The sequence below is a fragment of the Kiloniella litopenaei genome, assembly GCF_000982415.1.
Classification (GTDB): Bacteria; Pseudomonadota; Alphaproteobacteria; order Kiloniellales; family Kiloniellaceae; genus Kiloniella; species Kiloniella litopenaei.
The window spans coordinates 217,588-234,016 of sequence record NZ_LANI01000002.1 but is presented as its reverse complement, the minus strand read 5'-3'; the positions used below and the strand labels follow the sequence as shown (position 1 = coordinate 234,016).

The 16,429-nt window shown below is 46.1% G+C and carries 15 protein-coding genes; 10 read left to right on the top strand and 5 right to left on the bottom strand.

From position 1 onward, the window contains the following. Positions 1-28: 28 nt before the first annotated feature. From WH95_RS02715 to WH95_RS02705, 3 genes are read left to right on the top strand one after another with little or no spacing between them, the layout of a single operon-like run. Positions 29-2,371, top strand: coding sequence for an efflux RND transporter permease subunit (locus WH95_RS02715; protein WP_052741741.1), 2,343 nt, complete (start codon positions 29-31; stop codon positions 2,369-2,371). 18 nt (positions 2,372-2,389) lie between these two features. Next, on the top strand, positions 2,390-3,211 hold the full coding sequence (locus tag WH95_RS02710) for an outer membrane lipoprotein-sorting protein (RefSeq protein ID WP_046502620.1): 822 nt from the start codon (positions 2,390-2,392) through the stop codon (positions 3,209-3,211). 12 nt (positions 3,212-3,223) lie between these two features. Further along, positions 3,224-4,528, top strand: a complete 1,305-nt coding sequence (locus WH95_RS02705) for a hypothetical protein (protein WP_052741740.1) — start codon at positions 3,224-3,226, stop codon at positions 4,526-4,528. Between the two features lie 133 nt (positions 4,529-4,661). Here the strand turns inward: WH95_RS02705 and WH95_RS02700 are convergent, their stop codons facing one another. Together WH95_RS02700 and WH95_RS02695 are read right to left on the bottom strand one after the other, a co-directional pair. After that, complete coding sequence (locus WH95_RS02700; protein WP_046502619.1) at positions 4,662-5,093, bottom strand: VOC family protein; 432 nt, start codon at positions 5,091-5,093, stop codon at positions 4,662-4,664. A 122-nt stretch (positions 5,094-5,215) separates the two neighbouring features. After that, on the bottom strand, positions 5,216-6,091 hold the full coding sequence (locus tag WH95_RS02695) for a class I SAM-dependent methyltransferase (RefSeq protein WP_157845870.1): 876 nt from the start codon (positions 6,089-6,091) through the stop codon (positions 5,216-5,218). Between the two features lie 154 nt (positions 6,092-6,245). Between WH95_RS02695 and WH95_RS02690 the strand changes: the two genes are divergently transcribed. From WH95_RS02690 to WH95_RS02680, 3 genes are all read left to right on the top strand, one after another. Continuing rightward, the gene (locus tag WH95_RS02690) at positions 6,246-7,196 is read left to right on the top strand and encodes an ArgK/MeaB family GTPase (RefSeq protein ID WP_046502614.1); all 951 of its coding nucleotides are present in this window, start codon (positions 6,246-6,248) and stop codon (positions 7,194-7,196) included. Next, positions 7,193-8,419 carry a Card1-like endonuclease domain-containing protein gene (locus WH95_RS02685; RefSeq protein ID WP_046502612.1) on the top strand — a complete coding sequence of 409 codons (1,227 nt, stop codon included), beginning with the start codon at positions 7,193-7,195 and terminating at the stop codon, positions 8,417-8,419. The genes WH95_RS02690 and WH95_RS02685 overlap by 4 nt, the downstream gene beginning before the upstream one ends. Positions 8,420-8,515: 96 nt before the next feature. Further along, positions 8,516-8,848 carry a DMT family transporter gene (locus tag WH95_RS02680; protein ID WP_046502610.1) on the top strand — a complete coding sequence of 111 codons (333 nt, stop codon included), beginning with the start codon at positions 8,516-8,518 and terminating at the stop codon, positions 8,846-8,848. A 13-nt stretch (positions 8,849-8,861) separates the two neighbouring features. Here the strand turns inward: WH95_RS02680 and WH95_RS02675 are convergent, their stop codons facing one another. Beyond that, the gene (locus WH95_RS02675) at positions 8,862-9,380 is read right to left on the bottom strand and encodes a GNAT family N-acetyltransferase (protein ID WP_046502607.1); all 519 of its coding nucleotides are present in this window, start codon (positions 9,378-9,380) and stop codon (positions 8,862-8,864) included. Next, on the bottom strand, positions 9,377-10,270 hold the full coding sequence (ygfZ, locus tag WH95_RS02670) for a CAF17-like 4Fe-4S cluster assembly/insertion protein YgfZ (RefSeq protein ID WP_046502605.1): 894 nt from the start codon (positions 10,268-10,270) through the stop codon (positions 9,377-9,379). The genes WH95_RS02675 and ygfZ overlap by 4 nt, the downstream gene beginning before the upstream one ends. Positions 10,271-10,470: 200 nt before the next feature. Here ygfZ and WH95_RS02665 point away from each other — a divergent pair, with 200 nt between their 5' ends. Together WH95_RS02665 and WH95_RS02660 are read left to right on the top strand one after the other, a co-directional pair. Then, positions 10,471-11,439, top strand: coding sequence for a glycosyltransferase family 9 protein (locus WH95_RS02665; protein WP_046503265.1), 969 nt, complete (start codon positions 10,471-10,473; stop codon positions 11,437-11,439). Positions 11,440-11,469: 30 nt separating this feature from the next. Continuing rightward, positions 11,470-12,279 (top strand): glycosyltransferase family 2 protein, encoded by an 810-nt coding sequence (locus tag WH95_RS02660; RefSeq protein ID WP_245622929.1) that lies wholly within the window; start codon positions 11,470-11,472, stop codon positions 12,277-12,279. Between the two features lie 119 nt (positions 12,280-12,398). On the opposite strand, the gene WH95_RS02655 is transcribed toward WH95_RS02660, so the two are convergent. Beyond that, the gene (locus tag WH95_RS02655) at positions 12,399-13,424 is read right to left on the bottom strand and encodes a glycosyltransferase family 9 protein (RefSeq protein WP_052741738.1); all 1,026 of its coding nucleotides are present in this window, start codon (positions 13,422-13,424) and stop codon (positions 12,399-12,401) included. A gap of 451 nt (positions 13,425-13,875) precedes the next feature. Here WH95_RS02655 and WH95_RS02650 point away from each other — a divergent pair, with 451 nt between their 5' ends. Both WH95_RS02650 and WH95_RS02645 read left to right on the top strand, forming a co-directional pair. Beyond that, a complete protein-coding gene (locus WH95_RS02650) occupies positions 13,876-14,922 on the top strand; it encodes a glycosyltransferase (protein ID WP_046502603.1) in 1,047 nt (348 codons plus the stop codon). Then, positions 14,919-16,265 carry a dihydroorotase gene (locus tag WH95_RS02645; protein ID WP_046502600.1) on the top strand — a complete coding sequence of 449 codons (1,347 nt, stop codon included), beginning with the start codon at positions 14,919-14,921 and terminating at the stop codon, positions 16,263-16,265. Before WH95_RS02650 ends, WH95_RS02645 begins: the two co-directional genes overlap by 4 nt. Positions 16,266-16,429: the final 164 nt, after the last annotated feature.

Sequence of the window (16,429 nt, the reverse complement as noted above, 5' to 3'; positions counted from 1 at the left end):
GAAGCGATATCTATTCGGAGCTTGGCAAATGAGCAATTTTATGGACCGCCTGTCAGTCAGTTATGCAAAAGGCATAATTCGTTGGCGCTGGCTCGTCCTCCTGGTCACAATTTTGGCGACACTGGGTGTCGCATCGGGTGGACGTTTTCTTTCCTTTACAAGTGATTACCGCGTCTTTTTTGGCGACGATAACCCCCAATTGAATGCATTCGAAAGTTTGCAGGATATCTATACTAAAACAGATAATATTCTTTTTGTTCTTAAGCCAAATAATGGCAAGGTCTTTACAACACAATGGTTGGAAGTGGTCCAGGATCTGACCGAAGAATCCTGGCAAATCCCTTATTCCATCCGCGTTGATTCCATCACAAACTTTCAGCACACCGAAGCGGTCGAAGACGATTTAACGGTTGCAGATCTTGTGGAAGAAACAGGCGGATTAAGCCAAGCCGGGTTGGACCGGATTGAGCAAATCGCATTAAGCGAACCAGCCTTGGCAAAGCGCATAATTTCCGAAGACAGCACAACAACGGGCGTGCAAATTACGTTGCAACTGCCGCCGGATGATGCGGTTGCACTTGATCAGGCCGTTAAGTATGCCGAAAACATGGCCGCGAATATAGAAGCGGCTAATCCGGAACTAGAGGTTGCAATTACCGGTCTGGCGCCGTTGAGTAACGCTTTCCCGGCTGCATCCATGGCAGACATGAGCACCCTTACGCCTTTGATGTTCCTTGTGATCATTATTTTTCTGGTTACTTTCCTGCGCTCCTTTACAGGTACTTTGGGAACGTTGTTGGTCACTATTTTCTCAACAATGGTTGCCATGGGGGCTGCGGGATTTGCGGGTATCAAAATGACGCCACCATCAGCAATGGCCCCGACAATTATTTTAACGATCGCCATTGCTGACTGTGTTCATATTCTGGTGACTATGTTCCATGAAATGCGACATGGCACAGCAAAACGAGATGCCATTATTGAAAGCTTGCGGGTGAATATGCAGCCCGTTTTCCTGACGTCTTTGACAACGGTAATCGGTTTTTTGAGTTTAAACTTTTCCGAAGCCCCTCCCTTTCATGACCTTGGGAATATCGCAGCTATCGGTGTTATCGCGGCCTGGTTAATTTCTATTGCCTTCCTGCCGGCTTTTATTGCGGTGATGCCCGTTCGGGTTAAGCCTGTGGCCACAGGGAAATCATCTGTGATGGAACGTCTGGGCGAGTTTGTTATCGGTCACAGAACAAAGCTGTTGTTAGGTATGGGGCTCATCGTGGTCGGTACGTCATCATTCATTTCAAAGATCGAGCTTGATGACCGTTTTATCGAATACTTTGATACGACCGTTCCTTTCCGCGTTGATAGTGACTTTACACGCGATAATCTGACCGGTGTCTATCAGGTTGAATTTTCAATCAATGCCGAAGAATCAGGTGGCGTTTCCAGTCCTGTTTACTTGGCACATCTGGAAGATTTCGCAAACTGGTTGCGAACCAAACCAGAAGTCGTGCATGTAAATTCAATCACGGACATTCTAAAGCGCCTGAACAAATCCATGCATGGTGATGATGAACGTTGGTACAAACTGCCGGAAGAACGCGATCTGGCGGCCCAATATTTGTTATTGTACGAAATGTCCCTGCCTTATGGTTTGGACCTTAACAGCCAGATCAACATCGACAAATCTGCATCACGTATGACCGTGACACTGGATAATGTTTCATCCAATGACATGCGTGAAATAGCGTTGGAATCAACCCAGTGGCTGCGGGATAATGCTCCGGGGTATATGGAAGCTGACGGGTCTGGTGCATCAGTGATGTTTGCCCACCTTGCTGATCGTAATATCAAATCAATGTTGAGCGGTACGGCGTTGGCCTTTGTCTTGATATCCTTATCTCTGGTCTTTGCTTTACGCAGCGTGAAACTGGGGCTGATCAGTCTTATCCCGAATATGGTACCTGCCATCATGGCCTTTGGTGTCTGGGGACTGTTTGTTGGCCAGGTCGGCTTGGCGGTGTCTGTTATTGCCGCGACCTCACTGGGATTGATCGTTGATGCGACTGTTCACTTCCTCAGCAAATACAACCGTGCCCGTAAAGAACGGGGTGAAACATCGGCCGATGCGGTGCGTTATGGCTTCAAAACCGTGGGAAGTGCACTGTGGATTACAACGGCTGTACTGGTTGCCGGGTTTGCCATTCTGTCTCTGTCGACCTTCTCGGTGAATGCAGACATGGGCTTGCTGACGGCTATAACAATTGCATTGGCATTGTTCATTGATTTCCTACTGTTACCGCCATTGTTGATGTTGTTTGACGGCGAAAAGGCAACAGCCGCCAGCACAGCACCTGCTGCGCCTGCAGAATAAGAAGTTGGAGTTTTTATAATGAGTAAAAAATTACTATCGACCATTTTCTCGCTTTCACTTGTGGCTTTCACTTCCGGTACAGCGCTTTCGGGCGCTGCACTGGCTGATGATACAGAGGCTGTTGCAAAGGGGACGGCAATCGCCGAAGAGTGGGATCGTCGTGATTGGGGATTTGGCGATACTGAATCCTATATGGAAATGCAGCTGGAAAACCGTCATGGTGATAAATCTATCCGTGAAATGCGTCAAAAAACGCTGGAAGTTCCGGGGCATGACGTTGGTGATAAAAGTTTGACAATTTTTGATAAACCACGGGACGTCAAGGGAACTGCTTTCCTCAGCTTTGCCAAGATCTTTGATCCAGATGATCAATGGATGTATTTGCCTGCTGTGAAGCGTGTGAAACGTATTTCTTCAAAAAACAAATCTGGGCCTTTTTTGGGATCGGAATTTGCGTATGAAGATTTGTCTGCGCAGGAGTTGAAGAAATATACCTATAAATGGCTGCGTGATGAGCCTTGTGGCGAGTTACAGTGTGCTGTTGTTGAGCAGATTCCCACCTATGAGAATTCTGGTTATACCAAGATGATCACCTGGTACGATCTGTCCGAATATCGTCAGCAGAAAATTGATTACTATGATCGTAAAGGGGAGCTGCTTAAAACCCTGACGTCGTCAGATTTCAAACAACATCTGGATAAATACTGGCGTCCATATGACATGTATATGGAAAACCATCAGACAGGCAAAAAGACACGTTTGGTTTTCTCAAAGATAGAATTCCAAAAGGGTCTCAAAGATAGCGAGCTTACCAAGAATACACTCAAGCGTGTGAGATAAGAAAGTTCAGAGATGAGATCGCGTTTCATACTTTTTACAAAAGTGAAGCTGGTCAAGTTGACAGCCCTGGTTATTGTAACCGGGGCCGTCGCATTGGGGGCATCTATTATTTCCGCTGTATCTGCCAGCAAGGCAAATGCACAGGACGTGTCTGAGGAAGACGAAAGTGAATTCTACTGGGAATACTCTGGTTCGGCGAGTTTGGACCTCAGGGTATTTCCTGATTCAGCTTTGCATAGCGGACAGAGGGATCAGCATTTGAACCCATCCGTTGTTCTGGAACCCGAATTTCTGGTGGAATGGAATGATGGGGATGATCGTATTGATTTTAAACCCTTCCTGCGACTTGATGCGCAAGATGACGAACGTCGTCATGGGGATATTCGAGAGCTAAAATATCAACATATTGATGATGGGTGGGATCTAAAGGTTGGTTTTGATAAAGTTTTTTGGGGTGTAACAGAATCTCGACACCTGGTCGATATAATCAATCAGACTGATGCTGTCGAAGATGTTGATGGCGAAGACAAGCTGGGTCAACCTATGGTCAATCTGGGGATCCAGAATGATTGGGGTGATTTCAATATCTTTGCGATGCCCTATTTTCGTGAACGAACTTTCCCGGGACGCAAAGGCAGGCTTCGGTCTTCTATAACCGTTGATACGGATAGTGCAGAATATGAATCTGACATGGAAGAATTCCATCCGGATTTTGCGCTACGCTATTCAACAGTCCTGGGTGATTGGGATCTTGGCCTTGCTCATTTCTATGGGACCAGCCGTGAACCAAGGTTCGTTGTGCGATCTGATCGTAATGGCCAGCCAAAGCTTGTCCCTTTTTACGATATCATTAATCAGAGCTCAATTGATGTTCAGGCCACTTTTGATGAATGGCTCTGGAAAGGCGAGGGGATTTATCGTCGCGGACAGGGGGATGACTTTGTCGCCTTTTCCGGTGGTGTTGAATATACCTTTTTTGGGATCATTGGGGATTCCGGGGATTTAGGTTTACTGGCAGAATATCATTATGACGGAAGGGATGAAGACGAAGCACCGGGTACTGTGCTGGATGATGATATTTTTGTTGGTGCGCGTATAACCCTTAACGATGTTGAAGACACTGATTTCCTGGCGGGGGTGATTATTGATCGTCTAAGCCATGCGCGCAGCTTTTCTATCGAAGCTGATCGTCGTCTGAGTGACAGATGGACAATTGAAGCGGAGTTACGGATTACTGATGGTTTGACGGATAAAGAACTTCAATATGATGTTCGTCGAGATGACCATCTACAGGTCCGCCTTAGTTATTATTTTTAGATGCTATAATCTATTCTGCGCTTTCGGGTATTTCTATTCCCCGATGGTTCCGTCCGAAAGCAAGGAAGAAAGGGCCGCATTTGTGCGGCCCTTTTTATGAGAAATCTGTTCTTTTACTGTGAGAAACTGTGCCTTAAGTGGCAAAGAGTTCTTTTTCAATATTCTTGAAGCCTTTGAATTCCAGTGCGTTTCCAGAAGGATCGGTAAAGAACATGGTGCCCTGTTCTCCGGCTTCACCTTCGAAGCGGATATAGGGTTCGATAATAAAGTCATCGATGATTTCACGCATGCGATCGGCAAGGGCTTGCCAGTCTTGCATCTGTAGAACAACGCCACAGTGTGGAACGGGGACGCCATGACCATCAACGGCATTTCGAATTTGCCCGACTGAACCATCCTTGCCCAGTGTTTCGTCCAGATGAACAACGAATTGATGACCGAACATATTGTAATCGATCCATTTGTCGCTGCTACGACCTTCGGAAAAACCCATTTTTGAGCCATAAAACTCTCTGGCTTCGTTAATGTCGCGTACGGGAACGGCAATGTGGAAGGGGGTTAGCATTTTTGTATCTTTTCCTTGGTTTTTCGTAAGGGGAAATTTTCAATCACAGAAACATCAATCTCTTCGTTACGTCTTGATGGTTATCTTGGGTGTTACTATTGGCTTAGGTAGAATGTTTGTAATCAACCCTTTCTGAAAACGCCCTGTATGATAGAGATTTTGTTTAATGCCAGATTTTTTTTCAAATTCTTGGCGCGTTCGGGGAAATCTCTGCCGATAAAAAGTGTGGGGTTCAGATCTTTTGACAATGTGTTTTGGCCGTTGTTTGCACCATTGTAGTTATGGAACCACAGGTGTGTTTCAGCGGTCACATCTGTCCAGATTTCTCGGTGAAACCCCAGATCTTTCAAGATATCTCGAATAACTTCCCCGGGGACGAGGTGATTGTGCTCTGGACGGCTTGCCCATGGAACAGGCAGGTGTATTTGGCGTTCTTCGTCTGTTTGTAAGGCGTCGTTTGAAAATATGTCGTGAAATAAAAAAGTTCCACCGGGCTTGAGAACCCGTTTGATTTCAGAATAAAACGCGTTCTTGTCCGCGATATTCATGGATGTGTGTTGGGTCCAAACGGTATCAAAATGATTGTCGTCATAGGGCATATCACAAGCATCGCCATGGGTGATCTGAATACGTTTATCTAGTCCACACAAACGGTTCAACAGCACTGCGGTTTCGCAAAAATCTTTTGTCAGATCAATGCCATGTACCTTGCATACAAATCGTTCAGCGATGAAGCGCGCTGGGCCACCGATGCCACAGCCAATATCAAGAAGTTCAGAGCCAGGGTGGGCTGACAGATATTCACTCAGTTCTTGAGTTGCTGCGCGGCCCCTGGAATGCAGATGGTCAAAGACAGAAAAGTCTTTCGCGCTGAAAAGTGGCTTTGAGGATGTATTATTATCATTGTTAACTGTTGCAATATCGACCCGAAGTAAGTCGGCTACCCTCTTTGCAAGGTTACCCTCGTCACCATATTCTATCCCTTGTTCTTCTGTCATCCCTGGCCTTCTTTTGCGGTTATTTTCTTGAGGCATCTTATTATTCTAGAAATTTATAATGAATTAAGCAAAAGGGGTAGTTATTTAATGCTCACTCTTAATGGTTTTGCTAGCATCATGTTTTGATGGTCTGGAGCAAGGGGCAAATTAGGTCATGAAAGAGTACGTGATACCCGATCTGATGACTTTGCGTGGCGGCGGTAAGTTGGCTTTTTCTCGCGCACTTTCAGCTTTAGAGCAGTCATATGAGATGATGTTGCCACTGTTAAGTGAATGTTATGCTCAACCCCGGGCCCAGGTGATTGGTATTACTGGACCTCCAGGGGTGGGAAAATCCACCTTATTGTCCGAAATGATTTCGTGTTATCGCAAAGCTAATCGTACTGTGGGGGTGATTGCAATTGATCCATCGTCCAAAAAGTCCGGTGGGGCTTTTTTGGGGGATCGGGTTCGGTTTTCTACGGATCCTGATGATCAGGGCGTTTTTGTACGATCAATGGCCGCACGGCAAAGGTTGGGTGGTTTGTCCGATCATACCGTTGCTGCGATGGTGTTGATGCGAGCTGTGTTTGATATTGTGCTGATTGAAACGGTCGGGGTTGGTCAATCGGAAACGGATGTTTCAAGTGTCGCCGATAGCATCGTGTTTTGTGTTCAGCCCGGTTCGGGGGATGCGTTACAATTCATGAAAGCAGGTATTGCAGAAATTCCCGATATTGCACTGGTAACAAAAGCTGATTTGGGCAAAGCGGCTGAACGAGCCAAGGCCGATTTACGTGGGGCATTATCCCTGACGGTGCCGCGTACAGATAAATGGGATGTGAAAGTTTTATCATTATCATCAAGTAATTCTGGGGATATTCAGAAATTTATAGCTCTGCTTGACGAACACAATACATGGATGTCAACGACGGGAGAGCTGTCTAAAAGGCGGGAAACACAAGCGCAAGAATGGCTTTTTGATGGTTTGAAGGATAATTTCGGGTGCAAGGGGGTTGCGTTTATTCAAAACAACGGGTTGCTTCCTGAGCAGTTGGATGGGGTTTCGCCCTTTGATTTATTGGCTGTGGTGGGGACAAAATTAAATTTTGCATTACGTGCATGACCGACAGCAGTACGGGGCCTGTCCATATTTGTCTGGTATCGGATACCAGTTTACCAAACCTGAACCCGGCTCTTGCTGATATCGGGAACAGTGATTTCTTTCCCCCAAAAAGGGTTTTGTTGTTATGTGACCACCGCCATCTTGATCAGGCCAGATATCTAAAGGAAACATTGACCGGACACGAGATTGTTGTGGATATCCATACGATTGATGAAGGTGTTGACCCCGTTGATATTTCATACCTGATTGGGCAGATCTCAATTGTTTTTGAAACCCTGTCTCCACAAGAAAAACGATCTGTTGTTCTAAACGCGTCTGGCGGAGGAAAAGCATTGAGCATGGCGGCTGTTGCGGTCTTCATGCGAAACCATTTACCTGCCTTTTTGGTTGATACCCGAAATGACCGGATTGTCTGGTTAAATGGGGGGGACGGTGCGCCTTCTGATATCCCTGATAATGCCTTGCTTGAAGATGTTTTATCAGGGAATGGATTTAAAGTTATTGCCCCAAAACCTGTGCGACATGCGCTTGACAAACAACAGATGCAACTGGGCGCAAAAATGGCCGGCAATATAAAGAAATTTTCGCCGGTAATTGGGGCGTTAAACGGATATATGAGCCGGGCAAAAGAAAGCAAGGGACTTTATCGGGCTGGTCCTGTTTCACATAAGTTGACGAAAAACCCCGATTTTATGAAGATGGTTGATTGTTTTCGTGAAACCGGACTGGTGGAATGGAAAAAACAGCATCTGGTTTTCAGGGGGAATGAAGCGGCCAGATTCATGAGAGGCGGGTGGTTCGAACTGTATGGGTATGGCGTTATAAATCAGCTGAAAGATGATTGGGCAGAACAGAATTATCCCGTACAAATTGGGGATATCGCCAGTGGTTTGAATATCGAATCACCGACAGGCTCCAGAAATGAAATTGATATTGCATTTCTTTGTAACAACAGGCTTTACCTCGTTGAATGTAAAACAGGATATTTCAATCCCAAATCCCACCCCTCGGGTCCGTCCAGTTCAATGCTCTATAAGCTTGATTGGTTAAAAGATTTGGGGGCGCCGGCGGGAAAAGCCGCAATCTTTAGTTATCGTGCCTTGCCTGATCACGATCTGGATCGGGCGCGCCAAATGAAGATTGATGTCGCTGCGGGGTGGCCTGATATTATGAACCTACGAGCTTTTTTGGAAAACTGGATTGAAGTGCCACAAACAAGCTAGTTCTTTAGGCGGTTTTGTGGCTAAATATCCAAAGAAGCATCAATTCTGGATTCTTTGTTTCCCCCGGTCATTTTCTTTATTTTCAAGGCGAAATTTATGTCAGTTTATCTGATCTTGGCTATTGCCATTGCAAGCGAGGTTATCGCGACGCTCTCTTTAAAAGCTGCTGATGGTTTCACAAAGCCTTTACCGACAACTGTTTCTATCGTCGGCTATTTAATTGCCGTATATCTGTTGTCCATTGTCACTCGTCAACTTTCCATTGGTGTGACCTATGCAGTGTGGTCCGGGGCTGGAATTGTCCTTACCGCAGGTTTGGGTATGGTTATCTATGGAGAAAAAATGGATCTGGCAGGTGTCATCGGCATTGGTATGATCCTTGGTGGCGTGTTGATACTTAATTTGGTCTCAAGTGCTTCGGGGCATTGAGATTGTTCGTTTATTAAATAGTCAAGCGATAGCAGAACTCTTCTGTATTACTTTTATCTGATAATTTTCGGGTCGTTTTCTGTTTTATAAAACCGAGCTTGTTGTACAATTGATGAGCTTTGGTAAATCGTGTGTCAGTCCAAAGCAAGAGTTCAGAGACCTTTCTTATATGAGCTTCCTGAATAACTTCTTTCACAAGGTGTTGTGCAAGGCCACATCCCCGATAGTCAGAGCAAACATAAAGTTTCTTCAATTCCATAGAATGAACTTTCAAATAATCAGGATTTGATTGTATGAAACCGCAAACTGCTATTAATCTTTCTGGATCTATTGTGGTGCTAACTCCAAAAAGATGACCGTTATGAAGTTTAAAGTAAGACGCAGGTTTTAAAAGATCCGGCTCTTCTTGGATATCAAATACAATGCCGCGATCTGCGTATTCTTCATAACATGACTTTATCAAATCAATCAGAGAAGAAGAATCGTCATCTTTAACGATCTTTTGCTCGAATTTTTGATCAAGCTTATTCATGCGTCGATTTCTATCCAATCTGGAAGCAAGGGCGTCACATTTGTTCCGTTGCAAAGTAACTGGTCAGAACCAATGGCATCTATTTTTAGTGTTGCCAGACCGAGGTTACCGTACACAGACCGAAGAATACCAACATTTTTGCCCGAGTTGGTTATGTCTGAACCTGCTTCAGGTATTGAACCAGTCAATTTTACAGGCAGAAGGCGTTTTTTGATAAGGGCGCGATACTTGGTTCGGGCTGTAAGTTCTTGTCCGATGTAGCATCCTTTGTCCCAGTCAATGGCATCTAGTTCATTAAAACCATTTTCCAACAGAATTGATTTTTCAACCTCCAGATCACGGCTACCATCGGGGATCCCCAGCGCGACCCTGATCTGGTCATAATCGGCAAGTGTGCTTTCCGAAAGTGCATTTTCTTTCAGAAAATCTGACAGTTTATCAGTCGGGATAATCGCCCTAGCACCCATAGCCGGGTGGCGTGGGTCGATGTAAATACAGCCGTTAGCAATCGCTTTACTGGCGCCTTTTTCTAGTGGGATACCAAATTTTTGATCTAAATTCTGTCCTTGAAGAGCAAGAATGCTATAGCGGTTATCTGTCTGTTCCAATGTCGCTTTTGAACGCATTTTATACAGCTTCAAACGGCGTAACAGATCCGCGGCGCGTTCTTTTTCACAATCAAGCAAAAACCCGCCTTCGGGGGATGATGCTACAAAAAAATCATGCAAAAATTTGCCCTGTGGCGTTAATAACGCGGACCAGACTGATTTTGTTGGGGACACCCGCCCGATGTCTTGAGTAACGACCGCCTGAAGGAAAGGGACAAGGTCCTCGCCATCCAGTTTCAGGATGGTACGGTGGTCAAGTTTAATGGCAGCGATGTTACTCATTTTTATTCAGTCTCTTTAAGCAATATCAGATCAACACAGCATCTGGGTCTTTTGTCAGGACTGTTCCCTGTCCTGAAATGTGTCTTGTGATATATAAGGTGTTAGAAGTGTTGATGAAAGAGTAAGCTTGCTATAAATCATCTACACCCGATTTAATCATCCCAATGGTGGGACAACTGCCCAATGGTGGAACAACTGCGTTGAGAATTCTTTTTATCACGGCCAACCGAATTGGCGATGCCGTTTTGTCTAACGGTGTTTTACAGGCGATGTTGGACCAATACCCCGGCGCAAAGGTAACAGTTGCTGTTGGACAGGCATCTGCTTCTTTATATGAAGCTGTACCCGGATTGGAAGAAATCATCGTCATAAAAAAGCAAAAATACCACGCACATTGGCTAAAGTTGTGGACGCGTTGTGTGAAAAAACGCTGGGATGTTGTCGTTGATATGCGGGGAACCGGTATTAGTTATTTCCTATGGACCGGGCGCAGGTTGGTTAATTCTGCCAAGGATGACAAGGTTCATCGTATAGTGGAGCTGTCCAAAGTTCTCAATAGTGTTGAGCCGCCATCTCCAGTGGTTTGGACCGATGAGACACATAATCAAAAAGCTGCGGAATTGGTCCCAGAGGGATCGAAAGTTCTTGCCGTAGGCCCCGCTGCGAACTGGAGCGGGAAGCAGTGGCCTGTGGAAAAATTCATCGGATTGATCGATGCTCTTACCGGGGCAGAGGGCGTCCTTCCCGGTGCACGACTGATGGTCTTGGCAGCCCCTCATGAGCGAGAACAAATAAAATCTGTGTTGTCGTCTTTACCTTCCGAAAAAGTTATAGACCTGATCGGCCATGATTTGGTTACGGCTGCGGCTTGTTTAAGACGCTGTGATCTGTTTGTTGGGAATGATTCCGGTCTGATGCATCTTGCTGCTGCGGCAGGGGTTAAAACTCTGGGATTATTTGGACCTAGCCCCGAATGGCGTTATCACCCCTGGGGGGCAGACTGTGCCTGTATTCGTACACCTGAAAGTTATCGAGAAATAGTAAGCCATCCGAATTATGATTACAGTCACGGGGTTGAGAGCTACATGAAATCCCTTGCTGTGGAGACTGTTGTTTCTGCTGCACAGGAGCTGTGTAACCGAGGACAAAATAACGAGACGGAGATCTAGATTGATCTTGGTTGTTAACTGGAAAAAATCATGCCGATAGAGATGAATGCATCACAGGACAATGACAGGGAAATTCAATTATCAGCCTTGGTTGTGATACACAACGAAGAAGAGCGTATTCGTGATTGTCTGGAAGGAATCAAATTTTGCGACGAAATTGTCGTCGTTCTTGATCGTTGTACAGATGGGTCAAAATCAATTGTGTTGGAATATACTGATCGTATCGTCGAAGGTGGATGGCCGATAGAAGGGGACCGACGAAATGTCGGTAATGATGCTTGTCGTGGTGAATGGATACTCGAATTAGATGCGGATGAGCGTATTTTACCCGCTTTGGCAAAAGAAATTTGTATGACTGTAGCGCATGCTGATGCTGATTATTATCTTCTGCCCGTTGATAATTATATTGGTAAAAATCGTGTTCGATATGGCTGGGGCGCGCAATTTGGTACTGGATCGGTTTCCCGTCTCTGCCGAAAAGGTGTAAAGCGTTGGGGAAAAGAACGTGTTCATCCAAAGCTTCACTGGAAAGATGGCGCCCGTCGAGGGCACAAATTACAAAACAGACTGGTTCACTATGTGGATGATAATATATCCGATATGATCAGACGTTTTGATTCCTATACAACGGCAAGGGCAAAGGATCTGCTGGATAGCGGTGATATCGGGACGATGCCCCACAACGCGCGCCGTATTATAAGCCGTTTTTGGCGGTGTTTTATTGGGCGAAAAGGGTATCGGGAAGGTGGATACGGTTTTCTGATCGCGACCTTTGCTGCGCTTTACCCAATGGTTTCCCACATCAAGGCACGTTACGAAGCGGATCGTTTAAAGCCGTAAGTCATTGAACACTCAGTTTTTGTGATATCTTCCTGACTATATTTTACAGCTATTATTTTGCCCCTATATTTTACTATGGTTTTTTTAGTTCTGTTTTGTGCTTCGAGATTTGCAAAAGCTTAATCTGTGTTTGCAGCAGGCAAGGCCGCGGCAACTTTTTCTAGCTCAAGGTTCTGTAGATCATCCACTTGTATGATTTCTACCTCTGGGCCAATGGGGCAAATCTTATTTGGGTCAGAAGCATTTGAGAACAGGACGATAACGGGGCAACCCGCCGCAGAAATCAAGTGCATGGGACCTGTATCGTTTCCCACTGCAAACTGTGCCTTTCTGGCAATGACACCTATTTGCTCCAGACTGGTTTTCCCGCAAAGATTGAGGGCTGCAGAACAGAATTGTTTGATTTGATCACATTCAACTCGCTCTGCTTCTGTGCCGATAAGAACAGGTGTAATCCCGAGGTGTGTCATGTGATCTGCAAGTTCGGCAAAGCGCGTGACAGGCCATCGTTTTTCCGGACGATGTGGGGCACCGCCGGGCACAAGCAAGGCGTAAGATCTGGGAAGTGCAAGATCTTCGATATCAGCTTTGATAAAAGACAAATCCGGCAGTCTGACATCTGTAATGCCAGCCGTTTTCAGTTGTTCTTTTTCTCGAACGGCAATGTGGAAAACGCCATTGTCAGGCTTTTCGTAATAGTGAGAACACCCACGAACGTTACCAACCCACTCAGGCTTGTTTGCTGGAAACAGTTTGTAATAAAACCCGGTGCGTTCGTTCCGTTGCAGATCATAAACGCGGTCAAACTTGAAAGAACGCAATGTTTTGCGCAGTTTCAAGATGGACGGAATTTCGTAGATTTTCGGCTTACTGTCCATCAATACAGTGTTAAAACAACCACTGGCTTTGGCCAGGGAAACATAGGGCTTTGTCGTTAACAGTGTAATATCGGCACCGGGGTGATGTGCCCTGATTGCCTGAAATGATCTGATAGAGAGAATGAAGTCGCCAAACGCAGAGAGCTTGATAACCAACACGCGCTTTGGGGGGCCGGGCGTATGTAAGCTCTCTCCGTCGCCTGTTGTATCATCATTGGCGACAAGGTCTGGATCTTCTGTTGTCATTTCGGGGCGTTCAATTGTCACGCTTCTACCTGCTTGAATTACTTCAGATTAAAAACTGGCAAAGATACATAATCATTACTGGATACCTTTATGGCGGTTGAGTTTACCTTTTCTGGCGTAACCAATTTTCCCGGGAACTATAAAAATATTCAATCAACAATAACATATTTTCAGAATGAAGGATGTAATCTGAAAAAAGCAATATGAAAACCATATAGTGCCCTAGCTTAACTTATATCGTACCAGGGGAATATATATTTCTGGATAGGCCGCAATTTGGTCACAAATATTCTTTTAAAGTAATGTGGTCTATTATTTCTGGTTTTGGGTTGGGTTACTGTTTGTTTTTAGAAAGAATTCCGTTAAACAGTAGGCAGTTTAATCTTATTTTCTGTAGACATCATTCTGAATGCCAGGGCGCGGCCGTTATGATTAATGGGGCTGGTGGATTTAAGCGGGGAGAGATCACAAGGTGAAGGTTCTATTGGTATTGGGTGCCGGGGGTGAAGGAGGTGCGGAAACCTTTTATACGCATATAACACTTGCCTTGCATCGTGCAGGTATTGAAACCCATACTGCTCTCCGCCAGAACGATAACCGCGTTAGCCTGTTTAAGGGCGCAGGTATTGAAACGTTGGTTCTTCCCTTTGGCAAGCTCTTTGATTTTAAGACGAAAAAAGGACTAAAGCAGAAAGTAAAGGAATTTAAACCTGATGTGGTAATGACCTTTATGAACAGGGCCACGTCCCTGTGCCCCAAAGGTGATTTTTTACACCTTGCCCGTTTGGGCGGATATTACAAGCTCAAGAATTATAAAAACTGTGATCATCTGATTGGTAACACCAAGGATATTGTGGATTATTTGATATCAGTCGGATGGCCCGCAGAGCGATCACATCACGTTCCGAACTTTGCCTCTGTCGAGGTTGATGCCGCCCCGGTTTCCAGAGCTGATTTGAATACACCCGATGATGCGACTGTTTTGCTGTCTCTGGGACGATTACATGAAAATAAAGCTTTTGATACCTTGTTGCGTGCAGCGAAAATAGAGGCTCGCCCTTATGTGTGGATTGCAGGTGAAGGACCTTTGCGCGAAGAGCTGGAAGCATTGGCAAAGGAACTTGGTGTACAGGGTCGGGTTCGGTTTTTGGGTTGGCGTAATGATCGCGGAGCTTTATTGGCGGCGGCTGATATTTGCGTTTTCCCTTCGCGGTTTGAGCCCTTTGGATCGGTTATGATTGAGGCTTGGGCAACAAAAACACCATTGGTGACGACGCGGACAGCCGGACCGGAAGAGATGGCAACTGACAATCACGACGCACTTATGGTACCTGTTGATGACCACAGGGGAATGGCCGCGGCAATTTCCCGGGTTATGGATGAAGAGGGTTTGGCCGAGCGCCTTACCGCAGCTGGCTTTGAAACCTATAGAAAAGATTACACCGAAGAGGCATGTGTGCAAAATTACATCGATCTCTTTGAGAAATTATTAGCGCAAGAAAAAAGGATTGCTTCATGAGCGAAAGCTACGACCTGATCATTAAGGGCGGTGATGTTGTTACCCCGAACGGAACCGAAAAAATTGATGTTGGTGTGAAGGGCGGGCGCATTGTTGCTCTTGGTAATCTAGAGAGCGCAACGTCAAAAGAGGAATATGATGCGACAGGGCAACATGTTCTGCCCGGGGCCATTGATACTCAGGTTCATTTTCGTGAACCGGGATTAGAGCACAAGGAAGATCTGGCCTGTGGGACTGCTGCGGCGGCATTGGGTGGCATTGTTGCCATCTTTGAAATGCCAAATACAAATCCCAATACTCTTGGTCCCGTCGAGCTTGCAGATAAACTATCCCGCTGTGAAAACAGAGCCTGGACTGACCATGCTTTCTTTATCGGGGCTGCGGAAGAGAATGTGGATGAACTGGGCGAATTGGAAAAACTTCCGGGCTGTGCCGGGATCAAGATCTTCATGGGCTCTTCTACCGGAAGTCTTTTGGTGGAAGAAGAGGGGCTGTTGGTCGATGTTCTAAAAAACGGAACCCGCCGTTGTCCTGTCCATGCCGAAGATGAAAACCGTCTCAGAGAGCGTTTTTCATTGGTACGTGATGGGGCAGATCCAACCATGCACCCGGTCTGGAGAGACCCGGAAGCGGCTGTACTGGCGACAACCCGGATCTGTCGCCTTGCCCGTCAAACCGGCCGCCGTGTTCATGTGCTGCATATAACCAGCAAGGATGAGATGCCAATCCTTGCGGCGAACAAGGATCTGGTGACGGTTGAAACAACGCCGCAGCACCTGACCCTGAGCGCACCGGGCTGTTACGAGAAACTTGGCACCTTTGCCCAGATGAACCCGCCAATTCGGGACGAAGAACATCGTCTTGGTCTGTGGGAAGGGATCCGTACAGGGATCGTTGACGTGCTGGGGTCGGACCATGCACCCCATACATTGGAAGAAAAGCAGAAGCCATATCCTGCGTCACCATCCGGTATGCCGGGGGTGCAGACGTTGATGCCGTTGATGCTGGACCATGTGAACAAGGGCAATCTTTCTCTGGAACGTCTGGTTGATCTGACATCATCCGGTCCGGCGCGTATCTATAATATTGCGGGTAAGGGGCGTATTGCCTGTGGTTTTGATGCTGATTTTACCATTGTTGATATGAACAAGGAAGAAACCATCAGCAAAGATTGGCTGGCCTATAAATGTGGATGGTCACCTTTTGAAGGTGTGACCGTTAAGGGCTGGCCAATGGCGACAATTATCCGTGGTATGGTTGTGATGAAAGACGGTGAACTGATTGGCGATCCACAGGGTAAGCCTGTTCGGTTTACGGATACTGAACCCGCGCAAAACGCGTGATCCTGATCCCTTTGGTTCTTGCGGTGTGTGATCCCTGGGATAGGGAGGCATCGGGATCTTGGGGGCGAATTTGATGCATGTTTTTGAAACAAGGGCTTGGAATTAATTCAAGCCTTTGTTTGATCTTGCTGTCCCCAAGGCTTGCCGTTAGCTTGATAAAGTCT